The 18448-nt window shown below is 72.8% G+C and carries 16 protein-coding genes and 2 pseudogenes; 13 read left to right on the forward strand and 5 right to left on the reverse strand.

The features are described from left to right. Positions 1–81: 81 nt before the first annotated feature. The 5 genes and pseudogenes from AB5J54_RS34785 to AB5J54_RS34805 all read left to right on the forward strand — a co-directional run bounded on the left by AB5J54_RS34785 (position 82) and on the right by AB5J54_RS34805 (position 4083). On the forward strand, positions 82–1041 hold the full coding sequence (locus AB5J54_RS34785) for a GNAT family N-acetyltransferase (protein WP_369147904.1): 960 nt from the start codon (positions 82–84) through the stop codon (positions 1039–1041). 38 nt (positions 1042–1079) lie between these two features. Beyond that, positions 1080–1367 carry a hypothetical protein gene (locus AB5J54_RS34790; protein WP_369147905.1) on the forward strand — a complete coding sequence of 96 codons (288 nt, stop codon included), beginning with the start codon at positions 1080–1082 and terminating at the stop codon, positions 1365–1367. An 8-nt stretch (positions 1368–1375) separates the two neighbouring features. Then, a complete protein-coding gene (locus AB5J54_RS34795) occupies positions 1376–2065 on the forward strand; it encodes a serine hydrolase domain-containing protein (RefSeq protein ID WP_369147906.1) in 690 nt (229 codons plus the stop codon). A 68-nt stretch (positions 2066–2133) separates the two neighbouring features. Then, positions 2134–3324 (forward strand): annotated as a pseudogene (locus tag AB5J54_RS34800) (glycosyltransferase); the annotation flags it as partial. A gap of 21 nt (positions 3325–3345) precedes the next feature. Continuing rightward, positions 3346–4083 (forward strand): cyclopropane-fatty-acyl-phospholipid synthase family protein, encoded by a 738-nt coding sequence (locus tag AB5J54_RS34805; RefSeq protein WP_369149557.1) that lies wholly within the window; start codon positions 3346–3348, stop codon positions 4081–4083. A 54-nt stretch (positions 4084–4137) separates the two neighbouring features. On the opposite strand, the gene AB5J54_RS34810 is transcribed toward AB5J54_RS34805, so the two are convergent. Further along, positions 4138–5130, reverse strand: coding sequence for a GlxA family transcriptional regulator (locus AB5J54_RS34810; protein ID WP_369147907.1), 993 nt, complete (start codon positions 5128–5130; stop codon positions 4138–4140). A 52-nt stretch (positions 5131–5182) separates the two neighbouring features. Here AB5J54_RS34810 and AB5J54_RS34815 point away from each other — a divergent pair, with 52 nt between their 5' ends. The 3 genes from AB5J54_RS34815 to AB5J54_RS34825 all read left to right on the forward strand — a co-directional run bounded on the left by AB5J54_RS34815 (position 5183) and on the right by AB5J54_RS34825 (position 8132). Continuing rightward, entirely contained in the window at positions 5183–5578 is a 396-nt protein-coding gene (locus tag AB5J54_RS34815; protein ID WP_369147908.1) for a cupin domain-containing protein, read from the forward strand. Between the two features lie 328 nt (positions 5579–5906). Further along, entirely contained in the window at positions 5907–6332 is a 426-nt protein-coding gene (panD, locus tag AB5J54_RS34820; protein WP_369147909.1) for an aspartate 1-decarboxylase, read from the forward strand. 465 nt (positions 6333–6797) lie between these two features. Beyond that, positions 6798–8132, forward strand: a complete 1335-nt coding sequence (locus AB5J54_RS34825) for a transglycosylase family protein (RefSeq protein WP_369147910.1) — start codon at positions 6798–6800, stop codon at positions 8130–8132. On the opposite strand, the gene AB5J54_RS34830 is transcribed toward AB5J54_RS34825, so the two are convergent. Beyond that, a complete protein-coding gene (locus tag AB5J54_RS34830) occupies positions 8013–8999 on the reverse strand; it encodes a DMT family transporter (protein ID WP_369147911.1) in 987 nt (328 codons plus the stop codon). The genes AB5J54_RS34825 and AB5J54_RS34830 overlap by 120 nt on opposite strands. Positions 9000–9232: 233 nt before the next feature. Between AB5J54_RS34830 and AB5J54_RS34835 the strand changes: the two genes are divergently transcribed. The 3 genes from AB5J54_RS34835 to AB5J54_RS34845 all read left to right on the forward strand — a co-directional run bounded on the left by AB5J54_RS34835 (position 9233) and on the right by AB5J54_RS34845 (position 11958). Continuing rightward, the gene (locus AB5J54_RS34835) at positions 9233–9955 is read left to right on the forward strand and encodes a (2Fe-2S)-binding protein (RefSeq protein ID WP_369147912.1); all 723 of its coding nucleotides are present in this window, start codon (positions 9233–9235) and stop codon (positions 9953–9955) included. 60 nt (positions 9956–10015) lie between these two features. Next, entirely contained in the window at positions 10016–11500 is a 1485-nt protein-coding gene (locus AB5J54_RS34840) for an SDR family NAD(P)-dependent oxidoreductase (RefSeq protein WP_369147913.1), read from the forward strand. Positions 11501–11787: 287 nt separating this feature from the next. Further along, on the forward strand, positions 11788–11958 hold the full coding sequence (locus AB5J54_RS34845) for a hypothetical protein (protein ID WP_369147914.1): 171 nt from the start codon (positions 11788–11790) through the stop codon (positions 11956–11958). A gap of 59 nt (positions 11959–12017) precedes the next feature. Here AB5J54_RS34845 and AB5J54_RS34850 read toward each other — a convergent pair whose 3' ends face one another. The 3 genes and pseudogenes from AB5J54_RS34850 to AB5J54_RS34860 all read right to left on the reverse strand — a co-directional run. After that, positions 12018–13445 (reverse strand): lipase maturation factor family protein, encoded by a 1428-nt coding sequence (locus tag AB5J54_RS34850; RefSeq protein ID WP_369147915.1) that lies wholly within the window; start codon positions 13443–13445, stop codon positions 12018–12020. Positions 13446–13467: 22 nt separating this feature from the next. Then, positions 13468–14016, reverse strand: coding sequence for a DUF1990 family protein (locus AB5J54_RS34855; protein ID WP_369147916.1), 549 nt, complete (start codon positions 14014–14016; stop codon positions 13468–13470). A 124-nt stretch (positions 14017–14140) separates the two neighbouring features. After that, a pseudogene (locus AB5J54_RS34860) lies at positions 14141–14965 on the reverse strand (YndJ family protein); the annotation flags it as partial. Positions 14966–15168: 203 nt separating this feature from the next. Here AB5J54_RS34860 and AB5J54_RS34865 point away from each other — a divergent pair. Both AB5J54_RS34865 and AB5J54_RS34870 read left to right on the forward strand, forming a co-directional pair. Next, positions 15169–16299 carry a DUF6777 domain-containing protein gene (locus AB5J54_RS34865; protein ID WP_369147917.1) on the forward strand — a complete coding sequence of 377 codons (1131 nt, stop codon included), beginning with the start codon at positions 15169–15171 and terminating at the stop codon, positions 16297–16299. A gap of 157 nt (positions 16300–16456) precedes the next feature. Then, the gene (locus AB5J54_RS34870; RefSeq protein WP_369149558.1) at positions 16457–18436 is read left to right on the forward strand and encodes a SpoIIE family protein phosphatase; all 1980 of its coding nucleotides are present in this window, start codon (positions 16457–16459) and stop codon (positions 18434–18436) included. Positions 18437–18448: the final 12 nt, after the last annotated feature.

The raw sequence follows: 18448 nt of genomic DNA on the forward strand, positions 1-18448 counted from the left end.
TCCGTGCATCAGGTCACATCGATCGCAGGAGTCGTCACCTTGTCCGAGCACGTCCACGTCGTACCTCTCCATCGAGTCTCGGTGACCGATGCCGCCGCATGGCACCAGGTCGTCGCCGCCTCGATGGCCCACGACCTGCCGGGAGTGCCGTCTCCCGGCCCGGGGCAGGTCCATGCCCAGCTCACCAAGCCCACCCTGGACAGCTCCCGGCTGACCTGGCTGGCCACCGGAGCGGACGGTGTCCCGATCGCGGTCGCGGGCCTGCGGCTGTTCGCCTCCGAGGGGAGGGATCACCTCGCCGAACTGGAACTCCACGTCGACCCCGCACACCGGCGTCTGGGAGCCGGCTCCCGCCTGCTGTCGACCGTCGTGGCGGCCTGCCGCACCGAGGGCCGGCGGAGCCTGATCGTCGAAGCTCCGGCGGAAAGCCCGGGCGAAGCATTCTGCGTACGGTGGGGCTTCCGACGGGCACTGAGTCTGGACCACCTGCTGCTGCACCTCGACCGGTCGGACGAGGCTGCCGTGATCACGGCCGCCGGCACCGGGCACCCCGGGTACCGGCTGGTCCACTGGACCGGAACTGTTCCCGATGGCCTTGCCGACGCCTTCGCCGCGGCCAAGAACGCGATGAACGACATGCCCATGGGGGAGCTGGACTACGGCAGCGTGGCGTGGGACGCCGACCGCGTCCGCGCCATGGGCAAGGTGATCTCCGACCGAGGGGACGTACTACTGACCCTCGCCGCTGTCCACGACGACGGCACCATGGCCGGCTATACGGAGGTCGTGCTCCCCGGGGGCTCTGGGCCGCGTGCCCAGCAGTACGACACGGCGGTCGTGCCCGCGCACCGCGGCCACGGGCTGGGGCTGTGGGTCAAGGCTGCCATGGTGCGCAGGCTGCGCTCCGAGCACCCGGAAGTGGTCGAAATCGAGACGGACAACGCCGAGGACAACGTCCACATGCTGGCGGTCAACCGCGCACTGGGTTTCCGCTCCTACCGGCGCACGCGCGAGTTCCAGCTCGACGTGCCCGCGATCTGATCTCCGTACGACGTCCCCCTAGAAGAAGCGAGCAGCCCTTGCACAAGCTGGACACCACCTGCGACACCCCCCGCCCACCCGTGATCACACCCCCGGCGGGCCACGTCAGCGCCTCCCCGAACACCAGCGCGACCCGCCTGGCGGCCCCCGGCAGCGGAAGCACCGAGCTCAGCACCCGGACCGTCACGGGGGACGAGGCCGCAAACCGCCCCGAGCGCTCCACCCGTCGCGATCACATGTGGACGGCCATGTCGGGCACGCGAGAGGCGGTGCTCGGGCCGCCCTCGCAGCTGCTCGGCCTGATGGCCTTCCCGTACGTGCGTTGACCTGCTGGGTGGCGGACAAGACCGAAAGTGCCGCCACGTCGACTCCGGCAAGATCCCGGGCCGAGTGCCGGCTGCGGCTGGACGATCCGGTGGACCGGTGGCTGCCGGAGCTGGCCGACCGGCAGGTCCTGAAGACGTACGACGGCCCGCTCGACGACACCGTCCCGGCGCGCCGTCCGATCACCGTCCGGGACGTGCTGACCTCCACCTTCGGCCTCGGTATGGACTTGACCTCGATCGGTACGCCGATCATGAACGAGGCCTTCGCACAGGGGCTGACGCCCAACCTGCCCACGCCGATGCCCGAGCAGGACGAGTGGCTGCGCCGCCTGGGCGCGCTGCCGCTGATGCACCAGCCCGGTGACCACTGGCAGTACCACCTCGCCGGCGTACTGGTCTCCCGGGTGGTCGGCAAGACCTTCGAGGAGGCGCTGCGCGACAGCGTCTTCGGCCCCCTCGGGATGGAGGACACCGGCTTCCACGTCCCGGACGACAAGATCGAGCGGCTGCCGGTCCTCTACGCGCCCGACCCGGAGTCCGGCGAGTTCCACGTATGGGACGCGCCCAAGGGCGGCCGTTGGAACATTCCTCCGGCGTTCCAGGGCGGTGGCGGTGGTCTGGTCTCCACCGTGGACGACTACCGCGCCCGCGCCACACACGAAGTCCGTCCCAACGGACCCGGGGCAGGCAGGCCCTGAAGACCTGGATCCTGCCGAACCGACGCCGGCTGATGCCGGCAGGCACCTATAGAAACGAGAAGCACGACATGCGTGTGTTGTTGATGGCGTACGGATCGCGCGGCGACATCGCCCCACTGGCGGGACTGGCCGCGACGCTGCGGGAACTCGGCGCGGCGGTGCGCGTGTGCGCACCGCCGGACGAGGAGTTCGCGGAACTGCTGGCCGGTGTCGGCGCGGAGCTGGTCCCCTTCGGGCGGGACGTGCGCGCGCTGCGGACGGGAGCGCCGCCGTCGGACGCGGCCGCGTTCGCGGCCGAGCTGGTCGCCGAGCACTTCGAAACGGTCGGCAAGGCGGCCGAGGGCTGTGACGTGCTGGTGGCGAGCGGTCTGATGCCGGCCGGCGCCCGTTCGGTGGCCGAGAAGCTGGGCATCCGCTACGTGTACGTCGGCCTCCACCCCTTCGAGATGCCCTCACCGCATTACCTGCCGCCGCCGCGGCCCGGCCGGCCGGCCCCGCCCGGCACGACCGACAACCAGGCCCTGTGGGACCTGGATACCGAGAAGGTCAACGCTCTCTACCGGGAGCCCCTCAACGCCCATCGTGCGGCGCTCGGCCTTTCACCGGTGGACGACGTACGCGCCCACGTCTTCAGCGAGCGGCCCTGGCTCGCGGTGGACCCGGTCCTGGGCCCGTGGAAGGAACTGCCGGACCTCGACGTCGTGCAGACGGGCGCGTGGATCCTGCGCGACGAACGCCCCCTCCCCGCCGATCTGGTGGCGTTCCTGGACGCCGGCACCGCGCCGGTGTACGTCGGCTTCGGCAGCATGCCCCTGAGCGCGGCCACCGAGATCGCCAGGACCGCCGTGGAGGCGGTCCGTGCGCAGGGCCGCCGCGTGCTCGTCTCCCGCGGCTGGGCGGACCTGGGCCTGGTCGACGGCTCGGACGACTGCTTAGCCGTCGGCGACGTCAACCACCAGTCCCTGTTCCGCCGGGTCGCCGCGGTCGTGCACCACGGCGGCGCGGGCACCACGACCACCGCCGCCCTGGCGAGCGCACCGCAGGTGGTGGTACCTCAGTTCGCCGACCAGCCGCACTGGGCCGCCCGCGTGGCCGAGCTGGGCATCGGTTCGGCACACGACGGCCCGATCCCGACCGTCGAGTCCCTGTCGGCTGCCCTCAAGACCGCCCTGGCCCCCGAAACGGCGGCACGGGCGAAGGCCGTCGCCGGCACGCTCCACACCGACGGAACGATGGTGGCCGCGAATCTGCTCCTCGACACGGAGCACGCCGCCGCGCCGATGAGCCGCGAACAGATCTCCGCGATCGCCCATGCCGACCACCCGATCAAGTCCCCGCTCGACGACGACTCGGTCAGCCGGCTGCTCGAACGCGGCCTGCCGCGAGGCGACGAGCGCGTGCTCGACCTCGGATGCGGCACGGCGGAATGGCTCCTGCGCGCCCTGGAGACACGCCCGCACCTGCACGCCGAGGGCGTCGACGTCTCCGAGGTCGCCCTGACGCAGGCACGGGAGGCAGCGCGCGCACGCGGCGTCGACGAGCGCCTGGTCCTCCACCGGCAGCAGGCCGCGGACTTCGGCCCTTCAGAGCCCTTCGACCTGGTGATCAGCATCGGCGCCACGCACGCCTTCGGCGGCCTCCTGCCCACCCTCGCTGCGGCCCGCGAGCACCTGGCTCCCGGCGGCCGCGTCCTGATCGGTGAGTCGTTCTGGGACCGCGACCCGTCACCGGAGGCCGTCGAGATGTTCGGTGAACTCGACGACCTGGCGACGACGGTGGACCACGTCGTCGCCGACGGCTGGACGCCCGTCCACGGCCACGTCAGCACCCGCGCTGAGCTGGACGCCTACGAGTGGGCCTGCTGGGGCTCGCTGGCCTCATGGGCTCTGGACCACCGCACGGATCCGGCCGCCGCGCAGGTGCTGGAGGCTGCCACCGACGCACGTGCGCAGTGGCTCCACGGGTACCGGGACAGCTTCGGCTTCGTCTGCCTGGTGCTGCGTCGCACCTCGGAGTGATCGCGTAGGTGCCTGGCCCACACACCAGGGTGTTCCCCGCTGGATATCTCACGGTCAATTCGCCTCCGGCCCGAACCGGGCCTTGTATGCCGACGGAGTGATGCCGGTCTCTCGGCGCATCAGCGCGCGCAAGTTGGCAGCGGTGCCGAGCCCGCTGCGCCGTGCGACCACTTCGAAGCGGTACTCACCGCGTTCGATCAACCGGCATGCCAGGGCGAGACGTTCCCCTGTGAGCCATGTCAACGGTGTCGTTCCCAGCTGGGCCCGGAAGCGGCGATGCAGCGTCGCCGAACTGACCGCCGCACGGGCCGCAAGGTCAGAGACCGCGAGCCGTGAGTCCAACCGCTCCTGAGCCCAGGCCAGGACCGGCGCCAGGGACTCGTCCGACAGGTCGGGCATGGGGCGCTCCACAAACTGCCGCTGCCCGCCGTCCCGGTGCGCGGCGAAGACCAGCCGCCGGCTCACGGAACTGGCGACCTCCGCGCCGTGGTCGCGGCGGACCACATGCAGCCCGAGATCGAGCGCGGCCGCGCTCCCCGCTGCGGTCAGGATGTCGCCGTCGTCCACGAACAGCACGTCCGATTCAAGGTGGACAGAGGGGAAGCGGGCACGGAAGGAATCCGCCCACTGCCAGTGCGCGGTGGCCCGGCGGCCATCGAGGACCCCGGCCTCGGCCAGTGTGAAGGCGCCGCTGCAGAAGCCGATCAGGCGCGTACCACGTGCGTGCGCCCGTCTGACGGCATCGAGCACGGCGGGACGGTGGGGCACCTCGGTGTCCGGGCGGTTGGGGACGATCAAGGTGTCCGCCTCGTCGGCCGCTTCCAGACCGGCGACTCCCGTGAGCGTGAAGAACCCGTCTCGCATCAGGGTGCGGGGCGCGGGAGAGCAGAGCCTGAAGTCGTAGAGATCACGACCGATCTCCGGTCTGCGCAGACCGAAGACCTCGGTCGCGCAGCCGAGCTCGAAGGGGTTCGAGTTCTCGTCCACGATCACGACGACCCGGTGTGCGCCCGTCGCCCGAAGCGCCTGCGAGGATTCTTTCGTCATGTGCGATTCCTAGCACTCACGCCGCGTCTGCGAACGGGTTCACGATGAGCCCGTGAGCAACGAACCCATTCCCCTCAGCAAGGCTCTGGCCTCCTTCGACGCCCTGTGGAGCCCCCGGATCGTCACGCGCGTCAACGACTACGACGTCCGCATCGCCAAGGTCGAGGGCGAACACATCTGGCACGTCCACGACGACACCGACGAGTTCTTCCTGGTACTCGACGGCGAGCTGCACATCTCCTTGCGCGAGCACGATGGCGAGCGCACGGTCCTCCTCTCACAGGGGGCGGTCTTCACCGTCCCCCGAGGCACGGAACACAAGCCGTACGCCCCGTCCGGCGCCGCGATCCTCATGTTCGAGCCCAGCGGGACACCGACCGTAGGTGATCGCCACGACGAGGTCCCAGACCACGTGGACTCCACGACCGGACATCCACTCAACGCCTGAGCCTTCGCCGCAGCCACCGCCGGCGCCGACGGCTCCTGGCGTCCTCGGGGGCTCATGGATCAGCCGCCCCCTCGTCGAGGTGACGGTGATCACGGATGCCGGCGGGGGAGTCCTGCGTACGCTTGTGGGGTCGTCGCGGTGAGATCTGGCGGGGCGAGCGACGTCCTGCCGTCGATGCCTGATGATGCGTCAGGAAGTCAGCAAGCGGTCAGCACGAGTCCTGGAAAACCTGGGGACAGCTGCCCGGACTGCGACTCGTTGTAGGGTGTGGAAACAGCCCTTGACCTGCAAAAACGCAGGCAGGGAGCCTAAGTCCAGGAGTACCTCAGTGATACGCACCATGTTCAAGTCGAAGATCCATCGCGCCACCGTGACCCAGGCCGACCTGCACTACGTCGGCTCCGTCACCATCGACGCGGAGCTGATGGAGGCCGCCGACCTGCTGCCCGGCGAGCTGGTCCACATCGTCGACATCGACAACGGAGCCCGCCTGGAGACCTATGTCATCGAGGGCGAGCGCGGCTCCGGTGTCATCGGGATCAACGGCGCGGCCGCCCACCTCGTGCACCCCGGCGACCTGGTGATCCTCATCAGCTACACGCAGCTCGAGGACGCGGAGGCGCGGAGCTTCGTGCCGCGCGTCGTGCACGTCGACGGCGACAACCGCATCGTGGAGCTCGGCGGCGACGCGTCCGCGCCCGTCCCCGGCAGCGACACCGTCCGCGGCCCGCACGCCGTGCCCGCCCAGGTCTGAGCCGCCCGGGCGCCCGGCTCCTCCTCCGAGGGGCCGGGTGACCCGAAGGGCCGGGTCCGGCGGGCGCGGCCGGGGTGGCGGGGCGACCCTGGAGAGGGAGCCCCCGCAAGGCTCCGTGCGGCCGAGTCTCCGCGCCAGGGGTCCCGTCGACCGGGAGGTCCGTCATGACCCACCCTTCCCCCGATCCGCTGCCGCCGTCGCCGATCCCGCCGCCCGTTCCCTCGCCGCCGCCGGTGCCCCCGCCGAACCCGGTGCCGGTCCCGCCGGAGCCGTCACCGACCCCGGTGCCCCAGCCGGGCGGGCCCGTACCGGAACCCGAACCTCAGCCCGAACCCGGCCCCGCCGGCGGTTGACCGGATCCAACGCCGAGGTGACACAAGGCGCTTGAGGTTTCGCGTAGACCCTTGTCACGGAGCGTGCACCACCCCTAACTTGGACGGCTGCTGCTGTGTTCAAGGGGGGCCCATGGCCGTACGCGGACGTCACCGCCGCCACCAGCCGAGCCGGATCAACCGTGCCTCGCTCACCGTCACGGCGGGAGGCGCCGGCATGGCGCTGCCGCTGATCGGCGCGGGCGCCGCACAGGCCGCCTCGCTCGACGTCTGGGAGAAGGTCGCGTCCTGCGAGTCCTCCTCCAGCTGGCACATCAACACGGGCAACGGCTACTTCGGCGGCCTCCAGTTCACCCAGTCCACCTGGGAGCGGTACGGCGGCACGCACTACGCCCCGCGCGCCGACCTCGCCTCCAAGGACCAGCAGATCGCGATCGCCGAGCGCGTCCTCAAGGGCCAGGGGCCCGGCGCCTGGCCGTCCTGCGGCCCCCGCGCGGGGCTCGCCCGTGGCGGGGAGGCACCCGCCGCGGGCGACGAGGGCGCCGGTGGGAACGACGTCCGCACGGCCTCCGTGCCGGGGCAGCGCCTCCTGCCCGAACAGCCGGCGCGGAGCGCGAGCCCGACGACCGTGCCCACCGTGCGCGAGATGTACACCGTGACGCCCGGCGACTCCCTGTCGAAGATCGCCCGGGACGAGCACGTCAAGGGCGGCTGGCAGCGCCTGTACGAGGCCAACCGGCCGGTCGTCGGCGACGACCCCGACCTCATCCTCCCCGGCCAGCGCCTGACCCTCCGCATCACCGCGCCGAAGAAGTCCGCCGAGAAGGCCGTGGAGAAAGCCCCGGGGAAGGCCGCCCCACGAGCGGTCAAGGCCGCGCCTCCCAAGGCCGCGCCCCCCAGGACCGCCCCTCCCAAGACCGCCGTGACCACGAAGCCGTCCCACAAGCCCGCCCCGAAGCCCGCCACCGAGCCGAGCACCCAGCACACCTCGAAGCCGGCCCCCGAGCCCGCCGCCAAGCCGGTCCACAAGCCCGCGCCCAAGCCCGCCGCCAAGCCGTCCACCGGCGGCTACTCCGCGCCCGTCTCCGCGGACATCGGCACCCGGTACGGCACCCGCGGTTCCTCCTGGTCCAGCGGCTACCACACCGGGGTCGACTTCCCCGTGCCCACCGGCACCTCGGTCAAGGCCGTGGCCGGCGGCCGGGTCGTCTCCGCCGGGTGGGGCGGCGCGTACGGCTACCAGATCGTCATCCGCCACGACGACGGCCGCTACAGCCAGTACGGGCACCTCTCCGCCCTCACCGTCCGCGAGGGCCAGCGGGTGCAGGCCGGGCAGCGCATCGCCCGCTCAGGATCGACCGGCAACAGCTCGGGACCGCACCTCCACTTCGAGATTCGGACGGGTCCCGGGTACGGCTCCGACATCGACCCCCTGGCCTACCTCAGGGCGCGGGGAGTCTCCCTCTGACGCGACGGGGCGGTCGGATGACACCGACAGCGACTCCGGCGGGACCGCCATGCGGTCGAGCGTGAGCTGGACGAGGCCGCCCGCGGCGACCGCGCCGCAGATCAGCGCGGCGACGGTGCCCGCCGCGCCGTAGCGGAAGCTCTCGCCGAAGAGCGTCACGCCCACCGCCGCCGCGACCACCGGGTTCACCACCGTGACGGTGGCCAGCGGGGCGGCGAGGCCCGCGCCCCGGTACGAGGCCTGGGAGAGCAGCAGGCCGGTCACCGCGAACGCGGAGAGCACGAGCAGCCCCGTCCACTCGGCGAGCGGGGCCGAGGGCGTCCACTCCTCGGCGACCGACTTCGTGAGGACCGAGGCCATGCCGAAGGAGACGCCCGCGGCCGCGGCGAGCACGACGCTGCGCAGGACGGACCGGCCCACCAGGCGCGCGGCCGTGAAGAGGACGGCCACCGCGCCGAAGGTGGCGCCCGCGAGCAGCCAGCGATCCCCGTCGGACAGGGACCGGGCCTCGGCGCCGCTGGTGAGGCTCAGCAGCCCGGCGAGGCCCACCGTGGCCATCAGCGCACCGCGCCAGGCCCGCCGCCCGGCCCTGCGGCCGACGAACAGGGCCGCCATGGGCAGCGCGAAGACGATGGTGAGCGCACCCAGCGGCTGGACCAGGCTGAGCGGCCCGTACGCCAGGGCGGCGACGTGCAGGGTCGCACCGACGCCGTTCAGCAGCACGGACACCCACCAGGCAGGGCTGCGCAGCGGCGCGTAGCGCGGACCGGCGGCGGAGGCCGCGACGCGCTCCTGCACGATCGCCGCGGCCGCGTAGGCGACCGCGGAGGCCAGGGCCAGGGCGACGGACAGCATGAGGGGGCTCATACCTTCCACGATCTCTCTTCCGGGCCGTTCGCGTCGTCGTACCAGGGGACGTCTTCGCGGATACCGCCGACGCAGTACACGGCCCGCGCATACGACCCGGGATGTACACCCGTGCAGGTCGGAACGGGTGCAAAGCGGCCTTTCCGGCCGGTCGGGGGCGGCTCTCCGGGAGCCCGCGGAGACGTTACGGTGGGGCCGGACGACAGGAACCGCGGGGCGGGGGGCGTACGGACATGGAACTCGGCGCGAGCGGTGCCGGCGGATCGCCGGGCGGCTTCTTCGTCCTGCGGACCACCGCCCCGGCGGCCGGCGGCGCGCACCGCCCGCTCGCCCGCCTGTACGCGGGGGAGGACGGCCCCCTCACCGCGCGCGTGGACCACGTCACCGCCCGGATCGGAGCCACCGAGCGGCGCGTCGGGGCCTCCGTCGCCCACCTCGGGCTCGCCGCCCGGCTCTGGTCCACCGCCCTCGGCCCCGCCGCGCTCCACGGCCGCTTCCCGGCCCTCGACCCCGCCGAGCTGTACTGGGACGGGGCGTCGGCCGCACCCGACGACCTGTGGTGGGCCGGCACCGAGACCCGTCCCGGGACCGTGGACGCGCTGCGCGAGGCCGTCCAGGAGGCCCACCTCGTCCCGCTGCACGCGGCACTGCGCCGCGACGGGAACGTCTCCCCGCGGCTCCTCCGGGGCAACGCCGGCTCCGCCCTCGCGGGCGCCCTGCGCGAGCTGACCCGCTGGGCGCGCGCCCACGGCCGTCCCGAGGCGGCCGAGCGGGCCGCCGTCCTGGTCTCCGGGCTCCTCGACGACCCGGACCTCGCCGGGACCCTCCGCGGCCCCCGGCTGCGCCGCACCACGTGCTGCCTCTACTACCGCGCCCCGGGCGGCGGGCTGTGCGGCGACTGTGTCTTCGACCACGCCCCCCGAACGGGTTTGGAGGCGCGGCCCCCCGCTCCGTAAAGTTGGGTCTTTGAATGCCCGAGAGCGGCGACGTACGAGCGAACGAGGAACCCGAAGGCCATGACGGTGACCGAAGAATTCCAGGACTACGGCCCGGGCATCGACCCCGAGCGCCTGGCCGTCTGCCTGAGCGTCCTCGACGAGCTCGACAAGATCGACGTCGACCACCCGGACGCGATCACCGTCCGGCGCGCCACCGCCGGGATCTACCGGACCGTGAAGCAGCGCCGCCGGCAGGAGCGCCGGGCCGCGAAGACCGCGAACGACAAGGCGGTCACCGAGGCCACGGCCACCGGCTCCGCGCAGCGCATCGACGACGAGACCGAGGGGCTGCTGCCCAGCTCCGTCACCGAGGAGGGGCGGATCGCGGGGATACTCCAGCGCCCGCGCTCCTGCTACGTCTGCAAGACGCGGTTCGTCGAGGTCGACTACTTCTACCACCAGCTCTGCCAGAAGTGCGCGGCGGAGAACCGGGCCAAGCGGGAGGCCCGCGCCGACCTCACCGGCAAGCGCGCCCTGCTCACCGGCGGCCGGGCCAAGATCGGCATGTACATCGCGCTGCGGCTGCTGCGCGACGGCGCCCACACCACCATCACGACCCGCTTCCCCAAGGACGCCATCCGCCGTTTCAAGGCGATGGAGGACTCCGCGGACTGGATGCACCGCCTGGAGGTCGTCGGCATCGACCTGCGCGACCCCGCCCAGGCGGTGGCGCTCGCCGACCAGATGACCGAGGCCGGCCCGCTCGACATCCTCATCAACAACGCGACGCAGACCGTGCGCCGGCTGCCCTCCGCGTACGCCGCGCTCGTCGAGGGCGAGGACGCCCCGCTGCCCGCCGGCGAGCTGCCCGCGCACCACGTCATCGGCGCGTTCAACTCGGGCGCGGTCGGCGAGCTCGTCGGCTCGTCCGAGCTTCCCGCCGGCGTCCGCGACCTGGAGGCCCAGCAGGTCGCGGACCTGGCCCTGGTCGCGGGCAACGCCAGCATCGCCCGGCACCTCGACGGCACCGCCATCGACGCGGGCGGCCTCGTGCCCGATGTCGTCGACACCAACACCTGGGTGCAGAGCATCGAGCAGATCTCCCCGGTGGAGCTCCTCGAGACGCAGCTGTGCAACTACACGGCGCCGTTCATCCTGATCAGCAAGCTGCGGCCGATCATGGCCGAGGCGGCGAAGAAGGCGGCCAGCGGCCGTGCCTACGTCGTGAACGTGTCGGCGATGGAGGGTGTCTTCAGCCGCGGCTACAAGGGCGCCGGCCACCCGAACACCAACGCCGCGAAGGCCGCGATGAACATGGTGACGCGGACCAGCGGCCAGGAGATGTTCGAGACCGACGGCATCCTCATGACCTCGGTCGACACCGGCTGGATCACCGACGAGCGCCCGCACTACGACAAGCTGCGCCTCGCCGAGGCAGGCTTCCACGCCCCGCTCGACCTCGTCGACGGCGCGGCCCGGGTGTACGACCCGGTCGTGCGCGGTGAGGCGGGCGAGGACCTGTACGGCTGCTTCCTGAAGGACTACGCGCCCGCCAACTGGTAGGACCCGCGGTACCGCGGGTCCCGCGGTCCTGACAAGAGCGCCCCATCGGCCCGGTGGGGCGCTTTTTCGGCTCCGTTCACTCGATCGCATCACACTTTGGAGCCCGGTAGAGCGCAGGCGTGCTCATTTGGTTAATCTGAGGCACACGGAAGGCCACCGAGGAAACACACATTCCTCACGATCTTCCCGGGACAGGCCTGCCACCAAGGCCGCGGTCCCGCCACCAACGGCGCCACCGCGACCGCCCGGCACCTCTCCCACATTGACGCGACACAAAGGAGTGCGCGGTGACACCCGAACTGACGAAGCAGGAACCGCGACCGGCCGAACGCACCGAGCGGCAGCGCCGCAACGGCGAGCTGGGCAGCCTCGAGGTGTGGGCCCACGCGGCCCCGATCCGGCTCGCGGGTTACGAGGAGGACCTCGCGGAGCCCCACATCCTGCCCGGTATCGACTGATCTCTTCGCTTCACCCCCGGGTGCCCCCGGCCGTCCTCGGCCCGGGGGCACCGGCGTGTTCAGCGGGCGGTGTCGGTGGGTTCCCGCAGGCGGATCGGCGGCAGGTACTCCCGTACCAGCGTCCGGTGCCACCAGGCCCCGGTCTCCCGGAGCTCGCGCCAGGTCGTGTACCGGTAGCGGTAGAGCCGGGCGCGGACGAGGGCCGGCGGCGCGTCCGGGAACGGGTTGTGGGCGAGCAGCCGCAGGGTGTCCCGGTCGTTGTCGAGGAGCCGCTCGACGAAGGGCCCGAACCAGTCGCGCGCGTACCCGGGGGAGAGCGCGGCGAACCACATCAGCCAGTCGAGCCGCAGGTGGTAGGGGGCGAACTGCCGGGGCAGCCGGCGCGGATCGCCCGGCTTGCCCTTGAAGCCGTACTCCCGCCACACCGTGCCGGGGTGCGGCACCTGGTCGTCGGTGCCCTCGACGACGATCTCGTCCCGGATCCGGCCGACGGTGCCGAAGGCCCCGTAGCTGTTGACCAGGTGGTACGGGTCGTACGAGCGGTTCATCGCCTGGTGCTTGGAGAGCAGGTTGCGCGCCGGGCGGTAGCTCCGTACCAGCACGAAGGCGGTCACCGCGACCACCGTGACCACGTACCAGAGCGGGGGATCCGGCTGGGGGTGCTCGCCGACGACCGGGGAGGCGTCCACGACGGAGAGCGCGAGGACGATCGTGAGCCAGTTCAGCCAGGCGAAGTTGCCGGAGAGCACGAGCCACAGCTGGGTCGCCACCATCAGACCGGCCGCGATCGTCGCCACCGGCTGCGGGGCGAAGATCAGGAACGGGACGAACAGCTGGACGACGTGGTTGGCGGCCACCTCGACCCGGTGCAGCGGGCGCGGCAGATGGTGGAAGAACCAGCTCAGCGGGCCGGGCATCGGCTGGGTCTCGTGGTGGTGGTAGAGGCAGGTCAGGTTCCGCCAGCAGGGATCGCCGCGGATCTTGATGAGCCCGGCGCCGAACTCGACCCGGAAGAGCAGCCAGCGCAGCAGGAACAGCACGAGGACGGGCGGCCCGGTGTCGTCGTTCCCGAGGAGGACGGCGAGCATCCCGGTCTCCAGGAGCAGTGACTCCCAGCCGAAGGAGTACCAGGTCTGGCCCACGTTCACGATGGACAGGTACAGCCCCCACAGCACCAGCCAGAGCAGCATCGAGACCGGCAGCGGCACGGCGTCCCCGGCGCCCGCGACGAGCGCGAGCGCGAGGCCGAAGCCGGACCAGGAGACGGTCGCGAAGAGGCGGTCCGAGTAGCGCCAGTGGAAGAGCGAGGGGGTGTGGCGCGGGCGGGTCCTGCGCACGTACTCCGGTACGGGGAGCATGCCGCGCTCGCCGATCAGCGCCCGGAACTGGAGGGCTGCCGACAGGAACGCCACGCAGTACAGCCCGGCGAGGCCCCGCTGGAAGACGATCCGGCTCAGCCACAGGTCGGGTGCGGTGAACCACTCCATCACCACCAGTATCGGTCCGGGCTCACGTCCTGACGAGGCGCGCGAGGGTCCGGCCGAGGCGGCGGGCGTAGGCGTGCTGGAGCCGCGGGATCACGGGCCCGGCGAGCCGGGTGTACCAGGTGGCGGGGCGGCTGAAGGCGGTGACCGTGAAGCGGACCGTGCCGTCGGCTTCGAGGGTCACGACGAAGGACTCCTCGCCGCACTCCGCGTGCCCGGCGAGGGTGCCGTAGGCGAAGCCGATGCGGTTCTCCTCGTACGCCGTCCATATCACCTCGCAGGGGACGCCGAACCGGAGCGGGCCGGCGCCGAGCGACACCTCCAGGCGGGCGCCGGGCTCGGCGCGGTCGGCGTCGGCGTGGACGCCCGCCCCGGAGGCGCGGTGCATCCGCCAGGTGGTGACGGCCGCCCCGGCGGTCTCGAAGGCGGCCCTGCCGTGGCCGACGACCGCGCTGTGCCGCAGGTGGTGGTAGCCGTCGGGGAGGGCCTCCGGGGTGCGGGTGGTGCCGACCTCGCGGTAGGTGAGGCCCGGGCGGCGGGCGGGCCGGGCGAGGCTGTTCAGCAGGCGGGTCATGCCGGGAGCTCCGTTCGCGGGCGGGTGATCGTGCGGTCGGTCTGAGGGCGGCGGGTCTGCGGGCGGGTGGGGTGGGGCGGGGTCGTGCGGTCGGTCTGCGGGCGGGTGGGGCGGGGGACGGGGTCGTGCGGTCGGTCCGCAGGCGGCGCCGGGCGAGGAGGGCGCAGACGGCGAAGCCGAGGGCGTTGCCCAGGCCGTGGGTGGCGGCCGTCCAGGTCAGCGAGAGGTGGGGGAGCCCGGTGGCCTCGCCGAGCGCCCAGCTGAGCGCGAGCAGCATGGTGACGGCGAGGACCAGGGCAGAGACGGCGAGGAGGCCCCGGGTGAAGCGGTCGGCGGCGAGTTCGCGGCGCTCGCGGAGGGTCAGCACGGAGACCGCGGCCATCCCGGCCGTGAGGACGACGGCCCCGGCGAGCTCGGCCCAGTCGTCGACGAAGTAGCCGAGCAGGACGAGCAGGGTGCCGGCGGGGACGCTGAGCGCGGCCGCGCGTGCGGCGGGACCGTCGGAGGTACGGCTGACGAGTCCGGCGACCAGTGCGGCGGCGAAGCCCGCGAAGTGGAAGTGCGGGACGGTCAGCGCGAGGATGTCGAGGTCGAAGCCGAACAGCGGGTACGAGGCCCGCTCCGCGACGAGCGCGAGACCGGCGACGGACGGCGCGACCAGGGCGGAGAGGACGGCGATCTCGCTCGGCCGGAGCGAACGCGTCAGCATCAGCCTGGCCGGGGCCTGGAGCGCGAGGGCCAGGGTCGCGAGGGCGTAGACGCCGGCGAGCGCGGTGGCGAGTCCGGACCGCGGGAGCCAGAGGGATACGGCTCCCGGGACGGCGAGCAGGGGCCAGACACGCCGGAGCGGGTCCCAGGTCGGTGGCCGGGGGCCGTCGAGAAGCGCGAGCCCCGTCGGTACGACCCAGAACATGCCGATCATCACGACCGAACTCACCAGGACCGACAGCGCGGTCATACGCCAGCACCCCCACTTGAACGCGTTCAACTGACGGGTCGAGCGTAGGGCCTCTCTTGAACGTGTTCAAGTCCCCGGGATGGTGGACCCGGTCGGCTGCGCTCCGCTTGCGGACCCCTACGCACTGCGACAGACATGAAGGACTGGCCGCAAACCGGGCGCCGGGCCCGGAGAGAGAAAGTCGGGAGAACCAGGTGCGCTCATCCCTCCGCCGGACGCGGCGAACCGGCCTCGCGGCCGCGGCGCTCGTCCCGGCCCTGCTGCTCACGGGCTGCGACTCCGTGTGGGAAGGCGCCGGCGGCGAACCGGCCGCGGCCCCCGTCCAGGAGGACGTCTTCCTCCAGGCGCTCGGTGCCCACGGTCCCGACCCCTTCACCGCCTCCACCGTCCGCAACACCGCACCGCCCGCCGCCCCGAACCGGCAGCCGGACGACGGCGCCGAGCAGGTCCGCGAGGTCGCCGGCTCCACCCCCGGCCTCTACGGCGGCACCCGTGCCGTCGGCAGCTGCGACGTCGAACAGCAGGTCGCCCTCCTGGCCGCGGACCAGGCCAAGACGCGCGCCTTCGCCGACGCGGCCGGCATCCCCGAGTCCCACGTCGCCGACTGGCTCCGCGGGCTCACCCCGGTCGCCCTGCGCGCCGACATCCGCGTCACCGACCACGGCTACCGCGAGGGCAAGCCCCGCGCCTTCCAGGCCGTCCTGCAGACCGGTACGTCGGTCCTCGTCGACCAGTACGGCGCCCCGCGCGTCCGCTGCGCCTGCGGCAACCCCCTCCGCAGCCCCGCCGCCGACCGCAGCGGCATCCACCAGGGCGAGGCCTGGGACGGCTTCGACCCCGACCGCGTGATCACCGTCAAGCCCACCAGCTCCGTCGTCGGCAGCCTGGTCATCGTGAACACCACCGACCGCACCTGGATCGAGCGGCAGACCGGCAGCGACGGCGCCGAGGACCGGAAGCCCGACGTGGAGCCCGCCTGCGACCCCGACGCCTGCGCCCTCGGCGGGGCCGGCACGCCCGACCCGACCGGCCCCGGCCGGCCCGCCTCCCCGGACCCCGCCTCCCCGGCTCCCGTGCCGCCGCCGCCCGGCTCCCCGGACCCCCTCCGGCCGGCCCCCACGACCCCGCACCAGGACGTCCCCGACCCGTCGGAGCCGACGCCGTCCGCCCCCGATCCGTCCGCGGACCCGTACCCCGACCCGTACACCGAGCCCCTCCCCGACCCGTTCGCGGAACCCCCCACCGTCCCCGACGGCGAACTGCCGCCCGACGAGCTCTTCCCGGCCGGTCCGGCACCCGACCAGCCGGAGACCTTCCAAGGGTGAAACGGATCTTCCTGGTGCGGCCGGGCGGGGCTGCGCCTAGCGTGGCCCCATGAACGCGGGCAGCGGGGGCGGGGAGGCGATCGCGCGGCTCGGCCGTGCGCCGGAGAAACCGGAGACCGGCACACGGATCCTGGCCGACCACGGCTCCGCCTTCCGGATGGGCGGCTTCGACTGGGACCTGCTCACCGGCACCATGGCCATGGACGACGCCGCCCTCGACGTGTTCGACATGGACCCCGACGAGTACGACGGCCGGCCCGAGAGCCTGAGCCCGCGGGTGCTGCCGGACGAGGGCCGCCGGCTCGACACCCTCGTGGCCCAGGCGCTCAAGGACGGCAGCGAGCAGTACGGCGCGTACTTCCGCATCCGCCGCCGCGACGGCAGCCACCAGTGGACCCACACCCAGGGCCTCGTCCACCGCGACGACGCCGGCCGGCCCGTCCGCATCATCGGCATCCTGCGCGACGCCACCCATGAACTCACCGAGTCCGCCGCCCGGCTCGGCCTCGACGAAGGGCGCAGAAAGCGGGCCGGGGTCGTCGAGGGCACCACGGCGGCCCTCGCCTACGCCCGGACCGTGCAGGACGTCATCGACCTGCTCAACGACTCGCACGCGCTGGAACACTTCGGGGCCGCCAGCCTGGTCATGGGCCTCCTCGAAGCCGGCCGCATCCATCTCGTCGCGGAGGGTCCCGACGGGGCCTTCGTGCCGGGCACCCGGTTCACCCGGGTGGACGAGCCGTACCCGATGAGCGAGGTCATCCGGACCCTGCGCCCCCGGTTCATCGAATCGCCCCGGGACTTCGCCGACTCCTTCCCCGTGCTCTGGCCGCACATCAGCGGGCTCGGCATCACCGCGGCCGCCTATCTGCCGCTCATCGCCCAGGCCCGGCCCATCGGCGCGCTCGGCCTGCTCTACAGCGACAAGACCGGCTTCAGCGAGGACGAGCGGACACTGCTCGTCGCCCTCGGCAGCAGCATCGCCCAGAGCCTCCAGCGGGCCGTGCTCTACGAGCAGGAGCACGACCTCGCCGAAGGGCTCCAGCAGGCGATGCTGCCCCGCCGGATCCCCGAGGTGCCCGGTGCCCAGACGGCCGTCCGCTACCGCTCCGCCCGGCTCGGCCGGGACATCGGCGGCGACTGGTACGACGTCATCGCGCTGCCCGGCGGCCGGGTCGGCTGCGTCATCGGCGACGTGCAGGGCCACGACACCCACGCGGCGGCCGTCATGGGCCAGCTGCGGATCGTGCTGCGCGCCTACGCCGCCGAGGGCCACCCGCCCGCCACGGTCATGGCCCGGGCCTCCGTCTTCCTCCATGAACTCGACACCGAACGCTTCGCCACCTGCACCTACGCGGAGGTCGACCTCGGCACCGGAGTCGTCCAGGTGGTACGCGCCGGTCATGTCGACCCGCTGATCCGGGAGATCGACGGCCGCTGCCGCAGACTCCCCGTGGAGGGTGGCCTTCCGCTCGGGCTCTCGGCGGAGTTCGGCCGCCTGGACTATCCGGTGACCACGCTGGAGCTGGACCCCGGCCAGACGCTGATGCTCTACACCGACGGGCTCGTGGAGAAGCCGGGCGCCGACCTCGACGAGGGCCTCCAGTGGCTCTCCTCGCTCGTCCGGCGCGGCCCCGCCGACCTCCAGCACCTCGCCGACCACCTCTGCGACGTCGTCGCCGAGCGGGGCGGCGAGGACGACGTCGCGATCCTGCTGCTGCGCCGCCACGGCACGTACCACCCGCGGGGCACCGGCCGCTTCCAGCAGCACGTGGCCCAGAACGACCCGGAGGCGCTGAGCTCCGCCCGGCACATGATCCGGGCCGCCGTCCGGGCCTGGGGCGCGGGGGAGCGCGCCGACGAGATCGAACTGGTCGCCGACGAGCTGATGACCAACGCCCTGATGCACACCGACGGGGGAGCGATCGTGACCCTGCGGATCCTGACCGGGCCCCCGAGGCGGCTGCGGGTGGAGGTGGAGGACCGGTCCAGCGCCCTGCCCCGGCGCCGCGAGGCCGGGGACGCGGGGGTGTCCGGGCGCGGACTGCTCCTGGTCGACCGGCTCTCCGACGCGTGGGGCGTGGAGCCACGGGGTGGCGGCAAGTGCGTGTGGTGCGAGTTCACCGTGGAGCGCTGAACTTGTTAACTG

This window comes from Streptomyces sp. R44 (assembly GCF_041053105.1).
In the GTDB taxonomy this organism is placed as follows: Bacteria; Actinomycetota; Actinomycetes; order Streptomycetales; family Streptomycetaceae; genus Streptomyces.

Bases quoted from the DNA above. Each gene is read 5' to 3' on its own strand.
- AB5J54_RS34805 (WP_369149557.1), top strand. From the start codon at position 3,346: ATGAGCCGCGAACAGATCTCCGCGATCGCCCATGCCGACCACCCGATC.
- AB5J54_RS34810 (WP_369147907.1), bottom strand. From the start codon at position 5,130: ATGACGAAAGAATCCTCGCAGGCGCTTCGGGCGACGGGCGCACACCGG.
- AB5J54_RS34825 (WP_369147910.1), top strand. From the start codon at position 6,798: ATGGCCGTACGCGGACGTCACCGCCGCCACCAGCCGAGCCGGATCAAC.
- AB5J54_RS34830 (WP_369147911.1), bottom strand. From the start codon at position 8,999: ATGAGCCCCCTCATGCTGTCCGTCGCCCTGGCCCTGGCCTCCGCGGTC.
- AB5J54_RS34835 (WP_369147912.1), top strand. From the start codon at position 9,233: ATGGAACTCGGCGCGAGCGGTGCCGGCGGATCGCCGGGCGGCTTCTTC.
- AB5J54_RS34840 (WP_369147913.1), top strand. From the start codon at position 10,016: ATGACGGTGACCGAAGAATTCCAGGACTACGGCCCGGGCATCGACCCC.
- AB5J54_RS34850 (WP_369147915.1), bottom strand. From the start codon at position 13,445: ATGGAGTGGTTCACCGCACCCGACCTGTGGCTGAGCCGGATCGTCTTC.
- AB5J54_RS34855 (WP_369147916.1), bottom strand. From the start codon at position 14,016: ATGACCCGCCTGCTGAACAGCCTCGCCCGGCCCGCCCGCCGCCCGGGC.
- AB5J54_RS34870 (WP_369149558.1), top strand. From the start codon at position 16,457: ATGGGCGGCTTCGACTGGGACCTGCTCACCGGCACCATGGCCATGGAC.